A 14,915-nucleotide genomic window follows, 5' to 3' on the forward strand; every position below is an offset into this window, starting at 1 on the left:
TAAGCCACCCTTCTGCCAAAATACCGTGTCCGATTATAGCACTGATTATTGATTAACTATCGACCCTTTTTAAATGCTCGATCATTTGTTGGAAATTAGCTGGTAGCGGGGCAGTGAACAACATTTGCTTACCGGTCCGCGGGTGTTTAAAGCCCAATAAACCGGCATGCAAATACTGGCCGTTGCCTGGTAGCGTTTTGCGCGGCCCATACAGAGGATCCCCCGCCAGCGGATGGTTGATATAGGCCATGTGGACCCGGATCTGGTGGGTGCGCCCGGTCTCCAAACGACACTTGACCAGGGTGTAGTGCTTGAAGCGGTGGATCACTGCAAAATGCGTCACCGCGTGCCGGCCATCATTGACGACGGCTTGCTTCTTGCGATCCTTCTTCGACCGCCCAATCGGAGCATCGATGGTCCCCTTGTCTTCTTTAATCACACCATGGACCAATGCCGTGTACTCACGTTGATTGCTTTTGGCCTTCAACTGCGCCGCCAAATTCCGGTGGGCCTGGTCGTTTTTGGCCACCATCAGCAAGCCTGACGTGTCCTTATCGATACGGTGAACAATACCAGGCCGAAACTCGCCATTGATGTGAGACAGTGGACAGTGATAAAGCAGTGCATTGACCAGCGTATGATCGGGATGACCCGGTGCCGGATGAACCACCATTCCTTGTGGCTTGTTGACCACCAGCACATCATCATCTTCGTAAACGATGTCCAGCGGAATGTTTTCCGGCTTCAGGTCGATGTGTTTAACCTCTTCCGGTGTAACCGTGACCCGGTCGCCAACATCTAATTGATACTTCGGTTTTTCTACCTGACCGTTAACCAAAACGTGGCCATCGTTGATCCACTTCTTCAACTGGGAACGGGAAACGTCGGCCAGGAAACCGGCAATAACCTTGTCTAACCGCCCTGTCTGTCCATCATGAATGTTTATGACTTGCTTTTTGGCCGGCATCGGCGTGCTCATCCTCCTTCAATACTTTGATCACAATGATAATGACACCCACCGTCAGGCAAGCATCCGCAATGTTGAACACCGGAAAATTGATGAATTCCGTTTGAAACATGTCCACCACATAGTGAAAACGGAGACGGTCGATAAAGTTCCCGATGGTCCCAGCCATAATCAGGGCCAAACCAATCGTCAACCCGCGATTTTCACGATAACGATACAACAAGGCCCCCAAAATGGCGATGGCTAGGATGGAGATCAGGGTGAAGAACCACTGCTGTCCTTCCAGCATCGACCACGCTGCCCCGTCGTTATGCAAATTGGTCAAGCCCATCAAGCCGGGCAAGAGCTGATGAAAGCTTGACATACTGATGTGGCTCACAACCCAAGCCTTCATGACTTGATCAGCACCCACCATTAGGCAGATAATTGCGATAGCATACATAAAATAATCCTCACTTACTGTTGTTCTAACACGCCTGCCTGCTTCAGAAAATGCTTAATGGAATTCAATGACCGTTGAGTGAAGGAGAAGGTCATCACTTCACCATTCACAGTGATTGACAAACTATGCTTGGTGAACAATGGTTGCCGGATGTCCTTCAAGGGAATGGACAAGAAATTGTGCGATAAGATCCGGCTGAAAACCATTTTGGTCGGCGTGACGGTAACGGTGCGGGTGAAGATCTCCAATCCCGCCAGCACGAGGAAGACCGCGATAAAGGCCGCCGTGATCCAGTTAAAGTGGGTGATTTCAAAAGCGATGATGATGCCAATCACCAGCACAATCAAGGTCCACGACCACTCGATGATCGCCGTTGTCATATCCGGTTGATAAAAGTAACGTTTTTCTTCTTCCATGTTTTTAACTCTCCAACTTCAAAGGATGTGTAATTAATGATTAAAGTTTATTCTGATGCGGCCACCAGGCATAATCCGGGTCCCACTGGCCTGGGCGCCCTCATCATTAATCAAGGCAAACAGACCCAGTTGACCGCCAGCCTTGAGCGCGCCGACAATCATGAAGGTGAATTTGCCGCAGCTAAACTGGCCTTCACCTATCTCAAAGAACATTTCCCGGCACAAGAAACCATCCTTTTCTACACTGATAGCCGCCTGTTGAGTGATGCAATTGGCAAAAACTATGCCAAGCACTATGCAGACGAACTGGCTGAATTGACCAGCTTGATGGATTACTTTCAGCTAGTGGTGACGCAGTGGATCCCAGATAGTCAGAATCACGGTGCCCATCACCTGGCAAACGAGGCCTTGCACCGGCTCGAATAAGACGCACATCTGCTTTCATATTATAACAAAAGGGAGCAATTCCGTTGGCACTTTGCCCGGATTGCTCCCTATTTTTAACCATAATGCAATAAAATGGCTACTTAATACTTGCTAAACCTTGCTTCTTCCGTCCGGCATTGAACCATGGACTCACAGTAAATGCCAGGATGTCATTCGTCACATAAATCAGTGAGTTAACCGCCATGGCCAGCGTTGAATCACCCTGGGCAAAAGTAACGCCCCACAGGATCAATTGAAAGATCCCAGATGCTAACCACCAGTAATATTGGTTATTGTAACGCATGAAGCACATGATGCCGGCCGTCAAACTGATGGCAAAGCTGATTGCATCGATCCATGGCCGCGGATCGTTAGTGAATTTGCCGATTAGATAACCGGAAACAACATAAACCAGTAAGGTCCCAACAATGGCAATCAACCATTCCTTGCCGCCAAACTTCCGCAGGTGATTCTTGGTGTCATTGTTCCATGACTTCACTGCCAAGATAACGGGCAGGTCAAGCGTTACCACGTAAGCCAGCTGTTCAAAAATGCTCAGGTAGTTTTTAGCCGACCAGCCGGCGTAGATGAAGCAGGCCGCACTGATAAGACCTAACCAGCCGTTGATCGCCTTGGTTGCGTTGATCGCTAAGACACACAGGGTCCCCAGCAGTGTGCCGATAAAGGTGATCACGGTCACACTGGTTAACTTGGTCCCGATCAACAGGGCCAGTTGGAAGCCAAAAGCAAAGAACCACAAGCAGTAGTTCTGTACCGGCCAGCCCTTTAACTGGTTAAAGAGCCATACAAAATAATTCTCATTCTCTGAATTCAAAACAAATGTCTCCTCACATATCGCAAATTCATTAACTCACTTTCGGAGCCAACACAAAATATGGTATCACGATGAGTAGGCAGACACAATATGTGGTGGTTAGTAAAACATTTTAAATGATCAGTAGATAAAAAAAGACCATCTTAGCAGCTCCCGCCAGTACCAAGATGGTCAATGATTAATTTTAATTTATTTGAGTGCTAAACTTTGAACTCAGCTATTGATTGAAAAAGAATTAACGCTTTTTATGACCCCAGTATTGGAACAAGTCGGTCCGCAGCGCACCGTTGTACAGTTTGCGCCGCTTGGTTGCCGGTTCCCCGTAAAACTTTTCAAATTCCAGGTCCGCCGTCAGGATGTACTTGCTCCAAGTTGTCAATGGCCGGTAAAGCTGCCCCATCTGCCGGTACAACTCACGGACGGTTTCACGGTCACTCAGCCGTTCACCATATGGCGGGTTGGCGACGATCACCCCATTGATCTGGTCTGTATGCCAATCCTTGACCGCCAACTGCTTGAAGGTGATGTCATGGGTCAACCCAGCTGCCTGGCAGTTACGACGGGCAATATCCACCATGTTTTGATCAATATCGTAGCCATGAATATCCAATTTGACGTCGTAATCTGCCTGGTCGTCGGCCTCATCACGGACCTCATCCGCCAACCCTTCCGGAACCAGGTTCACCCACCGTTCACAAGTAAAGTGGCGGTTCACGCCTGGGGCAATGTTATGACCAATCAAGGCTGCTTCAATGGGAATGGTGCCGGAACCGCACACTGGGTCAACGAATGGGTTGTCCGGGAACCAGTGCGCCAACAGGACTAACGCAGCGGCCATGTTTTCCTTTAACGGGGCCCCACCTTTTTCCTGCCGGTAGCCACGCTTAAACAAGCTGTCGCCGGTGGTATCAAGTGTCAATAGAACATGGTCCTTGTTAATGGCAACTTCCAGTGGATACAGCGCACCCGTCTCGGGCAGGTTCGTCCGCCGATGATAGACCGCCTGCATCTTCTGCACAATGGCCTTCTTCACGATTGCCTGCACACTAGGAACGTTGTGCAGTTGTGAGTGGTGACTGCGCCCCTCAACTGGGAATTGCGCGTCTATGGGCAGAAATTGATCCCAGGCCAGTGCTTCGGTTTGGTCAAATAACTCATCGAAGGTCCGGGCATCGAATTCACCCACAATGATTTTGACCCGATCGGCCGTTCGTAACCAAATATTGGTCGTCAAGATATCCTTCATATTGCCGTCAAAACGAATCCGGCCGTTTTCCACCCGGGTCTGGTAGCCTAGGCGGCGCAGTTCTTTGCCGACCAAGGCTTCAATGCCGGCGGCCGCGGTTGCCATTAAATGATAATTTTGCAAAACGATTTCTCCTTATTTTATGTTTCTTTATTAGTGCTTCTCGTAACCCCAACATTGGCTTGCGTAATCACGGGCCAATTGCCAGATCTTTTCGTGTTGTTGATTGAAAAAGCGTGGGTCCTCATCCAGGCTAACAAACGCGGTCTTAACCGTCTCAGTCGGCTTGGTGGAAAACTGCTGTTGGCTTTGCAGTGTCACCACGTAAACCGCGTTAATCGGCTGGACCCGGTCGCCGTTGGGATAAGTGTAAAAATCCTGATCCAAGATACCGAGAAACTTGACCGGTTTGACCAACCAGCCCGCATCTTCCTTAAACTCACGCATCAAGGCCGTTTGAAAACTTTCCCCATAGTCAAGATAGCCGCCGGGAAAGCCCCAGTCACCGGTATCGGCACGGGCCTGCAATAGGACTTCGTGTCGCGAATTGAAGAGGACGCCTGACGAGGAAGTCATGATTAAGGGCATGTGCCCCACCTTTGCACGAATGTCATGAATATATGCCATTTTATACTGAATGCTCCTTTTGCCACCACTGTGGTTCGGTAACCTTCACCGGTATCGAGCGGCCCGCACTGAAATATGTTGCTTGACCGATAGCCTGGTTGGCAATTGTTGACCAATCTAAACCAGGCCAGAGCCGGCTTTCTACGGGTTCCGCCAACCGATGTAGCAAAACATTGGCAAACTGTGAGCGTAGCCGCGGGACCAAGTCTAACGGTGACTGGGTGGTCAGCAACATGGACAAGTTGACTTTGCGGCCCTCACGCAGAATCCGGAAGATCCCGTTATCCGTTAATTTAGCGTCGTCATTCGGTAAGTAACGATGGGCCTCATCAATGACAACGGTCACCGGGAAACTCGTCTGTGCACTTAAACGCAGGCGAAGGATCGTCTGGCAAATCAATGATACCAACAACTGTTGCAAACGGCCCTGCCCCTGTAATAGTGATAAATCCAAAACCAGGGATTGGTGTTGCATGGACTGGTTCAAAAACAACTTCAGCACATAGGTCAGTTCATAAGCCGGACTCGTCGAACCATTGCCAAACAACTTTTGAAAGCGGCTCGTGGCTAGCTGCGTCCGCAGATGGTTGATAATGGCCCAATGATCATGAATGCGGTCAGTGTCATAGACTTGACCGAGCAAGTGATGTTGAGGGAGGTCTGGATCAGGCATGATCATTTCTTCAATCAACTGTTCGGGCAGCAAATCAACGTCATAATCACGACCCCAGTTACCAAGGGATCGCACCTCATCTTGCCATTGGCGCCGTTCCCTGCCCACTTTCTTAAGCGTCGATGTTAGGCCCAACAGATTATGGGCCACCCGCAAGCCTGCGATTGCATCGGCTAGCGTCATTTGCCACTCACTTGTTGCCGGCAGTCCCAGCGCAAAGAGAAGTTGATCAACGGTGAGCCGGCCCGCTGATAGGTAGCAGTTATCGCCCAAACGATAGACACTGGCGTTGGGCAGGTGCTGGTACTCGCCAGTCGGGTCCAAAATGAAGGCGGCTTGGTTGGCCCGCTGCAGGTCACTGAGCAGGGCCACGGTGCTGGTGGTCTTGCCACTACCCGTCTGACCCGTAATTGACAGGTGCTGGTTCAACGAGTTTTCAAATAAGTGAACCGGTTGTTGATTATTTGCGTTGATCAAACTACGTGCTAACAAAAGTCGCCCTCCTATCTCTGCATATTATGACACGTCTTCTCTAATAATGTGAATACAAAAACACAAACGGCATGACCGAATTCGGTGCCTGCCGTTGTTTTTGTTAATTACTTAATGCGAACGAAATTCGTTGCCTTATGGTCAACCCCTTGACCAGCGTTGATGATCTGGTAGGTGAAGGAGCGTGAATGAATGTGCTTGCCAAACGCAAAGCATTGGTTGTATTGCCAACGCGATGTCTTACCATTTTGGGTCTTGGTCAGGGTCAGATGACTGCCTTTAGCCAGGTACTGCCAACGACCGTTTTTCGAATCCTTTTGGTAAACGTCGTCAAAATCACTCTTGCTTTGTGCCGATTTCAAAGCGTCACTCTTCTGCGGGGTCACAATCGCTTGGTCGGTCGTTTTGGAGAAACTCATGTAAACCTTATTGTTGCCAGAAACGCTGGTGTATTGGTAAACATGACCGGGCACTTTGGGGGCCACCGCATTAGAACCATAGAAGTAACCACCGACTAAGACCAAAATAATGATAACAATAATCGACCAAATCGTTTTTGCTTTCTTACTCATTACTTACCACGCCCCAACTAATCATCGTCTTCTTCACTGTCACTATCGTTAGTATCGGATTGACTGTTGCTGCTTGAGCTGCTGGATGATTGACTGCTGCTCGAACTACTATCGTCCTTACTACTGTCATGATGCTTGACGTAGACATGGACTTCGCCATCTTTGATTTCGACCATGACCGTCTGATCTTTGTCATTCAGATGGGACTTGATCAACTTGACGGCCTTCTTATATTGCTTCTTGTTGATGGCCTTATTCAATACCTTAGCGTCATCGTCAAAGTCAACCTCTTTGACATCCTGATCGGCTTCTGGATCATACTTTTCAAAATTCAGGTCAATGTCGTTCTTGTCGGCCGCCTTAGATAACTTATCGGCCAGCTTCTGTGATGCGTCATCATTAGTAGAAGAGGTCTTCGTTGACTTGTTAGATGACTTATTGGATTGACTAGCCTGCTGATTGTCATCGTCAGACTCTGCCGGTGCCTTCGAATTGCTGTTGGCACTGTAATTATTGGTCGAATTATCGCTATTATCCTGGTTTTGATTAATGGTGATCTTTGGACTAACAACAATGTTCACATTCTTGACGTCATTATTGATGGTCTTCTTCGTCTGGGCCACCACGTAAGGATTGACATTCGGGTGGTAGTCAGACGGAACTGAGCCATTCCGATTCAGAATCAAAATGTCGCCAGCATAGATCAAGTTGGCATTCTTGATGTGGTTGTCATAGCAAAGCTTAGCCACCGAGATGCCGGTTGCTTGAGAGATGCCCCACAGAGTATCTCCCCACTGGATCACGTAGCGGGTACCGTTCAGATTGTTACGGTCAATGTGCTGCATGGCCATGTTGTCGGAAATATGCTGTGGTGAATTAGCCACCCAATTAGTAATGTCGGCTTGTTCTTCAACCGATTGGCCCATGTTGCTAGCCATCGCAATCGGTGTCGCCATCAGTGGCCCTGCCAATACAGCCGTCATTGCGACCGTCAGCAGTTTTTTCTTCGTATCCATTACAAAATCCTCCCAAAATAAATGTGCCTTCAGTCTAACGCCGTTTATTACGCAATTCAACGTTCTTATTACTTAGTTAATATGGTGTTTTTGCCAAAAAAAGCAACAAAAAAGCCCGGCATAAAACCGGGCGCCTGGATGCAGACCTCTGTAGGCCATGTTTTGTCAAAGCACGAATGTCAGGCGTAAACGTGCAGTGGTAATCATCTATCTCAGCGTAAAAATACGCTCCCCTGGAATCACTTCAATTTGTTATCCAAAGCTCCCCTACCGTAAGTTTGGGTTTCCCGCTTGAGGGGTTTACCGCGTTCCATCAGGCTTGTTTCCAAACCTGCTTCGTCACTGTGGCACTTTTCAGGAATACTGGGGCATAGCCGAAGCCTTAGCCGCTTTTTCCGCCGTCACCGGCATCACCGGTGCCCCGCCTTATCGTTTCAGCGAGCACAAACACTACGGGCATCGCAGCCCGTGCGAGCATGGACCTTCCTAACACGACAATTGCCGCGCTCGATTACCCAAGGCCTGCATCATATTCAATTATTAAAGACTAGAGCAAGTGTGAATCGTGGTCGTTCTCTTCGCCATCTTGGCCTAACTGAGAACCAAAGACACGCCGTTCAAGATTGGACAGCCGCTTCAGGATATCCATGTTAGTGGCATTTGAAACTGGCTGGCTAGCACTTGGAGTATGTGAACCAATGGAAGAACCAACTTCCACTTGCCGGTTCAGTTCGTCAACTTTAGCCTTCAGACGATCATTTTCGTCCTGCAGGCGCTGAACTTCCTTGTTGAAAGTGTCGTAATCCTTAATGACATCATCAAGGAATGAATCAACATCATCAACATCGTAGCCTTTCCCAATACTCTTTTCTTTGAACTGCTTGTGAAGAATATCTTGAGCAGTAAATTTAATATTGTCCAATCATTACACCTCGCTCGTGAACAATCTATTAACACAATCAATATTCTACTGAAATGAACGCCCAATTACAAGGATCTGAGCCAATTCGCTTGATTTTTTTAAGATTTGTGCGTTCGTTTGAGCAATTCAGGATGGTTCTCGGCCATCTCCTCGGCAGCCTCTTGCAACTCATCAAAATCAATCACTGTGATCGGATAATTGTTGTCTTGGGCGTACTTCTTTGCCGCCCGGTAGTCCCAAAAAGGTTTGCTCTTCTTGTCCGGATTGTTCTCCATGTCCGGATCATAAATCAGCAGCATTTCATCAGTGTGGTTGAGCATGAATTGCTGATAAGCCCGTAATTGACTGGCCGATTGATAATCGTGATTGCTGATGCTGGCAGAATAATCAACCATTGCCCGCAGTTGGGCCAGCTGAGCCTGGTTCTCCTCTTTCCACCGTTTCTCCACATTTAAATAGGGAGACATCAGGGCCAGTTTTAGTTGTTCGTAATCACTCTGCAGCTTCAAGCCCACTTGAAGGGTCCAACGTTCCACCCCACTCTGGGGACCCGAAATGAGCCAAAAGGTGTCCGTACTCTGATTCAAACGTGAGCGCAGCTGCTCAGCAATCACTGACTTGATGACCGTGACTTTGGGATCATCGTCGTTAAAGACTTCCAATTCATAAGCACGATAACCAGTTACCCAAATTCGGTGCACTTTTCTGCCTCCAGACCTATTCTTAACAGCGTTGCAACATTTATTTGGTATAATAGCACGTAGTCAAGGGAGGATCCAAAATGAGCATTCACTACCCGGCCGGTCAAGGACCGCAACGGCTAGCAAAGAAGACCATTGATATTCCGACTCCGCATAAATCAATTTACGCTAAGCGGGGCATGTCGTTGGAAAAAGAAATCAACGAAAGCAATCAATATTATTTGGCCACCCACCAAGCCGTCATCCATAAGAAGCCAACTCCCATCCAGTTGGTCCACGTTGACTATCCCAAGCGGAGTGCGGCTGTCGTGCGTGAAGCATATTTTCGGCGTCCTTCAACTACTGACTACAACGGCGTTTACAAGGGTTACTACATCGATTTCGATGCCAAAGAAACGCGCAATAAGCGTTCTTTTCCCTTGAAGAACTTTCATCAGCATCAAATCACGCATTTGAAAGAGTGCGTGGCCCAAGGCGGAATTTGTTTTGCATTTATTAAATTCACTGAATTAGATGAGTTATATATCCTGCCGGCCACGATTGTCTTTCATTATTGGCACTTGAAAGAGCACCATCATCGTTCGTCGATTCCGTTAACCCAAATCAAAGCTGACGGCATCCGCGTCCACTATGGTTTAAATCCCCGTTTGCAATATTTGCCGGCAGTTGATCAGTTAATTGCCAGCGTCAACAAAGGAGTAACACATGAATAACGAAGATTATCCTAGTCGTCGACGTGACGATGACTTCCAGGATGACAACAATAACGGTCGTTCGCTCACCAAGCGGATTATCGTGTGGGTCTTAGGTGCCCTATTGTTAATCATCGTAGCATTGGCTGCGCTTTTCTTCTTTTGGGCTTCGAGTGCGCCAAAAATCAGCCGGAATGAACTGGCGAGCCAGTCAACGACGGTTATCTATGACCGCAATGACAAGGTGATTTCCCGCTTAGGTGCGCAAAAACGTGAATACGCTAAGTCCAATGAAATTCCCGATGCACTGAAGCACGCGGTCGTGTCCATTGAAGACCGGCGTTTCTATAAGAATCACGGTGTTGACCCAATGCGGATTATCGGTGCTGCAACCAACAACATCTTCCACCGTTCTGATGGAACCCAAGGTGGTAGTACTTTAACCCAACAACTGGTTAAGCTGTCAGTCTTCTCGACCGCCGCTTCTGACCGGACTTTCAAGCGGAAGGCACAGGAAGCTTGGTTAGCAATCAACGTTGACCGTCACTTCTCCAAGAACGAAATCCTGGAGTTCTACATCAACAAGGTCTACATGGGCAACGGTGTCTACGGGATGAAGACCGCCGCTCAGTACTACTATGGCAAAGATCTGGACGAATTATCGCTTTCACAGATCGCCACTTTGGCGGGGATCCCACAGTCACCAACCTATTACAATCCGGCAGTGAAGGACACCAAGGCCCCAACCGTCCGGCGTAACGAGGTGTTGGATGCTATGGTCCGCAGCAAGTACATTAGCCAAGCCGATGCCACCAAGGCCAAGGCGCAGAGTGTCACCCAGGGCTTGGATGATCACCATGGCAATACATCCAGCAACAGTGTGGGCGTGAAGGAACCGGTTGTGGATGCTTACGTCAAGCAGGTGTTGGCTGAACTGGAAGCCAAGGGTTATAACCCGAACACTGACGGCTTGCATGTTCACACCAACATGGACTTGGGTGCCCAAAAGAAGTTGTACGACGAAGCCAACAACTCCGTACCGTTCCAAAGCGACGACATGCAAACTGGTGTAGCCGTCACGGATCCTCACAACGGACAGATCATCGCCATGCTGGGTGGCCGGCATACTGGCAAGGTGGTTTACGGTCTTAACCGGGCTACCCAAACCAACCGGTCAACTGGTTCATCCGCTAAGCCGTTAATGGACTACGGCCCAGCCATTGAATACCTGCATTGGCCAACCTTCCATTCCGTTTCCGATGACAAGTTCTACTGGCCAGGTACCAACAAAGTTCTCCATGACTGGGATAACCAGACCAAGGGAACAATGACGATGCGTGAAGCCTTGGTTCAATCACGGAACGTCCCAGCTATTCGGACCCTGCAAAAGGTCGGCATGAAACGAGCCACGACCTTCTTGAATGGTTTAGGTATCAAGCAAAAGAAGCCGTTCAACCTGCAAAACGGGATTGGTTTGTACATCTCACCATTGCAAGTCTCAGCTGCTTATGCTGCCTTTGCCAACGGTGGTACCTACTACAAGCCTTACTACATCTCCTCGTTGACGACGCAGGATGGCAAGACGATTACCTACAGCAAGGATGGCCACCGCGCAATGACCAAAGGGACCGCTTATATGATTACCGACATGCTTAAGGGTGTCATTGATGATTCCCAAGGGACTGGTAATGCAGCTAAACTGTCCGGCGTCAACCAAGCCGGCAAGACTGGGACGACCGATTACCCATCTGGCAAATCTCAAGGTGGCGTCATGGATTCTTGGATGGCTGGTTACACCAAGAACTACTCGATCGCCGTATGGACTGGCTATGATCAGCCAATGAGTCACTCCATCAGCACCAGCTACGAAAAGTCAGCAATCCTGCTCTACAAAGCCTTGATGGATTACTTAGACAACGAAAACCACGCCAGCAACTGGAAGCGGCCAGACAGTGTCGAAGCCGTTCGTTGGCATGGTCATCGTGAATTGGTATTGAAGGATTCTAAGTGGGCACTGGACTTCACCGCAATGGATGATGACGATGATAGTAGTCATTCATCATCACATTCCGATTCTTCATCAAGCTCCAGTTTATCGGCATCCGAGAGTTCTTACTTTGATAAGCATTCTTCCAGTGATGCCAGCTCAAGTTCTTCTAGTCAACCAGCGGATACCAATAAACCTGGTCCCAACACTGATTCGTCCACAGCGGGCGACAACCAAGCACCAACTCACTAGTTAACTGGGATAACTCAAAAGCTCCATGTAGTGACAACTACATGGAGCTTTTTTAATGCGTTGTTAACTTGATGCCAACGATGCCAACAACCAATAAACAAGCAAAAAACAATGTGGTCAATGATAAGTGCTCATGAAAGAAGAACATCCCTACCAAAATGGAACCCACAGCACCAATCCCGGTCCAAACGGGATAAGCAATGCTGAGCGGCAAATTCTTGCTCGCCGTGATCAACCCAGCAAAAGAAGCCAGCATGCCAACAATGGTTAAAACTGAATAAAATATATTGGTAAAACCATTACTTAATTTCATAAATGTTGCCCAGACTGTCTCAAAGATCCCGGCAACAATCAAATATAACCACGCCATTTCGTACCTCCTAGAAAATAAAAAAGCCAAACAATTGCCCCTCTTCAGCGACCTAATGAGGTGACAGTTATTTGGCTTCCCCGGTGGGAATTATTCAAAATATTAGATACTGTTTATTGTACTCACAATACTGCCTTTTAACAACGAATAAGCTTAATAGTGCATTTTATCTTCTTCGCTATCGACTGGCGTAAGATCTGCCGGAGGCTCACGACGACCACGCTGCAATACGTAAATTGCGACCAGCACGATGATAATACCGACAATTTCGTACAGATTAAGGTGCAAGTTGAAAAAGATGACACTCAAAATAGAGGTCGTAATTGGTTGCACAGCGTCCATAATGCTGACCACATCGGACGGTGCAAACTTTGAAGCATGCAGGAGCATTCCGAATGGCAAGATGGTGCCAAAGAAAACCACTGTGGACACGGATGCCACCAGCACCGGCGTAATATGCGGCGTGTTGATCCAGAAAGGATGGTACAGGTTGAACAAAACACCAGCAATCATACTACCCCAACCCAGCACAACCAGCGGCGGGTTCTTGGCCACTGCGCGCTGCGGCAGTACAACATAGAAGGCGGCGGTCAATCCAGAACCCAGACCCCAGAGAAACGAAACCCATGAGACGGACAAGTGATCAAACTCACCCCGGGTCAGGCAAAGAAAGACTCCCAGAAGCGCCAGCACAAAGGAAATCACATCACTGCGTAAGGGCATCTGCCGCTTGAAGATGACGCTGCCGGCAACGATGAAGAGCGGCGCCAGGTATTGCAGAATCGTTGACATTGAAGCGTTCCCGGTCTGCACAGAGAAATAGAAAGTCAAGAGATTAAGCCCCAAACCGAAGATGGCGTAAGAGAGAACCGAAAGACAGCTGGCTTTATCGCGGAAAACGTTGAAAGTCGCTTTGCCATAACGAAAGGCACAAAAGACGAGGATAATCATCCCCGTGAAGGAAAGCCGGGTTGATAACATCCAATCGGCAGGAATCGACAGGTTTTGTGAAATCAACTGTAAAGTGGTGCCGGAAATTCCCCAGCTAAATGATGCGAAGGCAGCCCAAATGATCCCCTTCATTACATGACTGTAGTTTCTCATAATCAATCTCCTTACAAAAAATAACTAGGCATTAATTTAACATGTTCCAGCATTTTTCGCATTAAAAAAACCAAAAGCCGTGAATAAATCAGCTTTTGGTTGAATAAACTTAATTTTATTAACTAGAGTCTTAGAACAACGAACGAATCCAGTTGATCAGCCGTTGGAACCAGTTGGCAGCTTGCTGTTGCGTTTCCTTGCCGTCCTTGCTGTTGACCCAGGCCTTAGCCTTATTCATCAGGTCACCGCTGGAATTCTTGACGTTGTTGATCGTGTTCGTCACGTTGTTGACATAGGTCTTGCTGGACGAAATTGGTGAATTCTGGAAAGTGACCAGGGAATTAACGATCTTGTTGACTTGCGTATTGCTTGTCTTGTTGTCGATCCCCCGCTTCTTTAAAGCATCATTCAGCATGTCTTGAATGTCGTCCTTAGAAACATTTTGATTCTTGGACTGCTTCTTCTGGGCAATTTGCTTGGAAACATCACCAACTGCCGCCATCAGTTTGCCGGCATAGCTGGAGTCCCCGCTGTTGGCATCAATGGCGCCTTGTGTGGCATTCATCACGGAATTAGCCGCGCTGGTGTTCTGCGGATCCAGCTGGTGACCATCGGCAGCGAAGGCTTTGTATACCCCGGTCAGTGCTGATTCACCGGTCACAGGTTTGTTAGAGGTAACATCGATGGTGATGTCGGTGATTCCGGCCATTTGGGCAACCATGGCGTACTGTTGAGCCGTTACCTTGGTGATGTTGCTGTGGCCGTTGTACTTACGGATATTAACTTTGATCCCCGATCCGGCACCTGCAGGGGTGATGGATACCGATGAGATCATTGCTGAATCAGTCGTCGTCCCGTTTTTATCCAGGTATTGCTGGTAATCGGCGGCCGTTGCGGTGAGCTTTTGATAGGAATTATCGACGTCCATCGTGTCGTTCAATTCACTGTAGGCACTCTGCGGCGCACCGGCCCCATAGACAACATATGACTTGCTTAAAGTGTTAACTTGACTGCTCCCATTCTGACTCTGTTCAGCAGCATAAGCTACATTGTGAACTGTCGTAGCAGCTGCCCCACTCAAAGTTAATGCAATGAGAATGGCCGCAATTGTCCGACTAGTTTTGTTCATCATTTAACCCTCCAAAAATGAATTTATTTAATTATACCTAACTGCC

General features: G+C 48.2%; 17 protein-coding genes and 1 other RNA gene. 3 read left to right on the plus strand and 15 right to left on the minus strand.

The features are described from left to right. Positions 1–52: 52 nt before the first annotated feature. Genes IV45_RS02445 through IV45_RS02455 form a run of 3 tightly spaced genes read right to left on the minus strand, consistent with a single transcriptional unit; the run spans position 53 to position 1,825 of the window. Complete coding sequence (locus IV45_RS02445; RefSeq protein ID WP_057740412.1) at positions 53–967, minus strand: RluA family pseudouridine synthase; 915 nt, start codon at positions 965–967, stop codon at positions 53–55. Continuing rightward, positions 933–1,409, minus strand: coding sequence for a signal peptidase II (lspA, locus tag IV45_RS02450; RefSeq protein ID WP_057740414.1), 477 nt, complete (start codon positions 1,407–1,409; stop codon positions 933–935). Before lspA ends, IV45_RS02445 begins: the two co-directional genes overlap by 35 nt. Before the next feature lie 14 nt (positions 1,410–1,423). Beyond that, complete coding sequence (locus IV45_RS02455) at positions 1,424–1,825, minus strand: EbsA family protein (protein WP_057740417.1); 402 nt, start codon at positions 1,823–1,825, stop codon at positions 1,424–1,426. A gap of 36 nt (positions 1,826–1,861) precedes the next feature. On the opposite strand from IV45_RS02455, the gene IV45_RS02460 reads away from it, so the two are divergent. Further along, on the plus strand, positions 1,862–2,251 hold the full coding sequence (locus tag IV45_RS02460) for a ribonuclease HI family protein (protein ID WP_057740419.1): 390 nt from the start codon (positions 1,862–1,864) through the stop codon (positions 2,249–2,251). A 97-nt stretch (positions 2,252–2,348) separates the two neighbouring features. On the opposite strand, the gene pnuC is transcribed toward IV45_RS02460, so the two are convergent. The 9 genes from pnuC to IV45_RS02500 form a co-directional block, all read right to left on the minus strand. Further along, positions 2,349–3,086: a nicotinamide riboside transporter PnuC gene (pnuC, locus tag IV45_RS02465; RefSeq protein ID WP_057740422.1), complete on the minus strand. Its 738-nt coding sequence runs from the start codon at positions 3,084–3,086 to the stop codon at positions 2,349–2,351. 235 nt (positions 3,087–3,321) lie between these two features. After that, positions 3,322–4,455, minus strand: a complete 1,134-nt coding sequence (locus tag IV45_RS02470; RefSeq protein ID WP_057740424.1) for a THUMP domain-containing class I SAM-dependent RNA methyltransferase — start codon at positions 4,453–4,455, stop codon at positions 3,322–3,324. A gap of 30 nt (positions 4,456–4,485) precedes the next feature. Beyond that, positions 4,486–4,959 carry an NUDIX hydrolase gene (locus IV45_RS02475; RefSeq protein WP_057740427.1) on the minus strand — a complete coding sequence of 158 codons (474 nt, stop codon included), beginning with the start codon at positions 4,957–4,959 and terminating at the stop codon, positions 4,486–4,488. A gap of 1 nt (position 4,960) precedes the next feature. Then, a complete protein-coding gene (locus IV45_RS02480; protein ID WP_057740428.1) occupies positions 4,961–6,124 on the minus strand; it encodes an ATP-binding protein in 1,164 nt (387 codons plus the stop codon). A 107-nt stretch (positions 6,125–6,231) separates the two neighbouring features. After that, complete coding sequence (locus tag IV45_RS02485) at positions 6,232–6,696, minus strand: hypothetical protein (protein WP_057740430.1); 465 nt, start codon at positions 6,694–6,696, stop codon at positions 6,232–6,234. A 17-nt stretch (positions 6,697–6,713) separates the two neighbouring features. After that, the gene (locus IV45_RS02490; RefSeq protein WP_057740432.1) at positions 6,714–7,712 is read right to left on the minus strand and encodes a LysM peptidoglycan-binding domain-containing protein; all 999 of its coding nucleotides are present in this window, start codon (positions 7,710–7,712) and stop codon (positions 6,714–6,716) included. A gap of 146 nt (positions 7,713–7,858) precedes the next feature. Further along, positions 7,859–8,235, minus strand: an RNA gene (rnpB, locus tag IV45_RS07755) — RNase P RNA component class B. Positions 8,236–8,259: 24 nt separating this feature from the next. Beyond that, entirely contained in the window at positions 8,260–8,634 is a 375-nt protein-coding gene (gene gpsB, locus IV45_RS02495) for a cell division regulator GpsB (protein ID WP_057740434.1), read from the minus strand. Between the two features lie 98 nt (positions 8,635–8,732). Next, on the minus strand, positions 8,733–9,335 hold the full coding sequence (locus tag IV45_RS02500; RefSeq protein ID WP_057740435.1) for an SLOG family protein: 603 nt from the start codon (positions 9,333–9,335) through the stop codon (positions 8,733–8,735). An 80-nt stretch (positions 9,336–9,415) separates the two neighbouring features. Here IV45_RS02500 and recU point away from each other — a divergent pair, with 80 nt between their 5' ends. Both recU and IV45_RS02510 read left to right on the plus strand, forming a co-directional pair. Continuing rightward, positions 9,416–10,048, plus strand: coding sequence for a Holliday junction resolvase RecU (recU, locus tag IV45_RS02505; RefSeq protein ID WP_057740437.1), 633 nt, complete (start codon positions 9,416–9,418; stop codon positions 10,046–10,048). Next, a complete protein-coding gene (locus IV45_RS02510; RefSeq protein ID WP_057740438.1) occupies positions 10,041–12,266 on the plus strand; it encodes a transglycosylase domain-containing protein in 2,226 nt (741 codons plus the stop codon). Before recU ends, IV45_RS02510 begins: the two co-directional genes overlap by 8 nt. A 52-nt stretch (positions 12,267–12,318) precedes the next feature. Here the strand turns inward: IV45_RS02510 and IV45_RS02515 are convergent, their stop codons facing one another. From IV45_RS02515 to IV45_RS02525, 3 genes are all read right to left on the minus strand, one after another. Then, positions 12,319–12,636, minus strand: a complete 318-nt coding sequence (locus IV45_RS02515; RefSeq protein WP_057740440.1) for a DMT family transporter — start codon at positions 12,634–12,636, stop codon at positions 12,319–12,321. Between the two features lie 153 nt (positions 12,637–12,789). Continuing rightward, entirely contained in the window at positions 12,790–13,740 is a 951-nt protein-coding gene (locus tag IV45_RS02520) for a DMT family transporter (protein ID WP_057740442.1), read from the minus strand. A gap of 130 nt (positions 13,741–13,870) precedes the next feature. Next, a complete protein-coding gene (locus IV45_RS02525) occupies positions 13,871–14,869 on the minus strand; it encodes a DUF1002 domain-containing protein (RefSeq protein ID WP_057740443.1) in 999 nt (332 codons plus the stop codon). Positions 14,870–14,915 lie beyond the last annotated feature (46 nt).

Source organism: Limosilactobacillus secaliphilus, assembly GCF_001437055.1.
Lineage (GTDB): Bacteria > Bacillota > Bacilli > Lactobacillales > Lactobacillaceae > Limosilactobacillus > Limosilactobacillus secaliphilus.

Coding starts and splice junctions, on each gene's coding strand:
- IV45_RS02475 (WP_057740427.1), bottom strand. CDS start 4,959: ATGGCATATATTCATGACATTCGTGCAAAGGTGGGGCACATGCCCTTA.
- IV45_RS02490 (WP_057740432.1), bottom strand. CDS start 7,712: ATGGATACGAAGAAAAAACTGCTGACGGTCGCAATGACGGCTGTATTG.
- IV45_RS02455 (WP_057740417.1), bottom strand. CDS start 1,825: ATGGAAGAAGAAAAACGTTACTTTTATCAACCGGATATGACAACGGCG.
- IV45_RS02445 (WP_057740412.1), bottom strand. CDS start 967: ATGCCGGCCAAAAAGCAAGTCATAAACATTCATGATGGACAGACAGGG.
- IV45_RS02510 (WP_057740438.1), top strand. CDS start 10,041: ATGAATAACGAAGATTATCCTAGTCGTCGACGTGACGATGACTTCCAG.
- IV45_RS02525 (WP_057740443.1), bottom strand. CDS start 14,869: ATGAACAAAACTAGTCGGACAATTGCGGCCATTCTCATTGCATTAACT.
- lspA (WP_057740414.1), bottom strand. CDS start 1,409: ATGTATGCTATCGCAATTATCTGCCTAATGGTGGGTGCTGATCAAGTC.
- IV45_RS02485 (WP_057740430.1), bottom strand. CDS start 6,696: ATGAGTAAGAAAGCAAAAACGATTTGGTCGATTATTGTTATCATTATT.
- IV45_RS02460 (WP_057740419.1), top strand. CDS start 1,862: ATGATTAAAGTTTATTCTGATGCGGCCACCAGGCATAATCCGGGTCCC.
- IV45_RS02515 (WP_057740440.1), bottom strand. CDS start 12,636: ATGGCGTGGTTATATTTGATTGTTGCCGGGATCTTTGAGACAGTCTGG.
- recU (WP_057740437.1), top strand. CDS start 9,416: ATGAGCATTCACTACCCGGCCGGTCAAGGACCGCAACGGCTAGCAAAG.
- IV45_RS02520 (WP_057740442.1), bottom strand. CDS start 13,740: ATGAGAAACTACAGTCATGTAATGAAGGGGATCATTTGGGCTGCCTTC.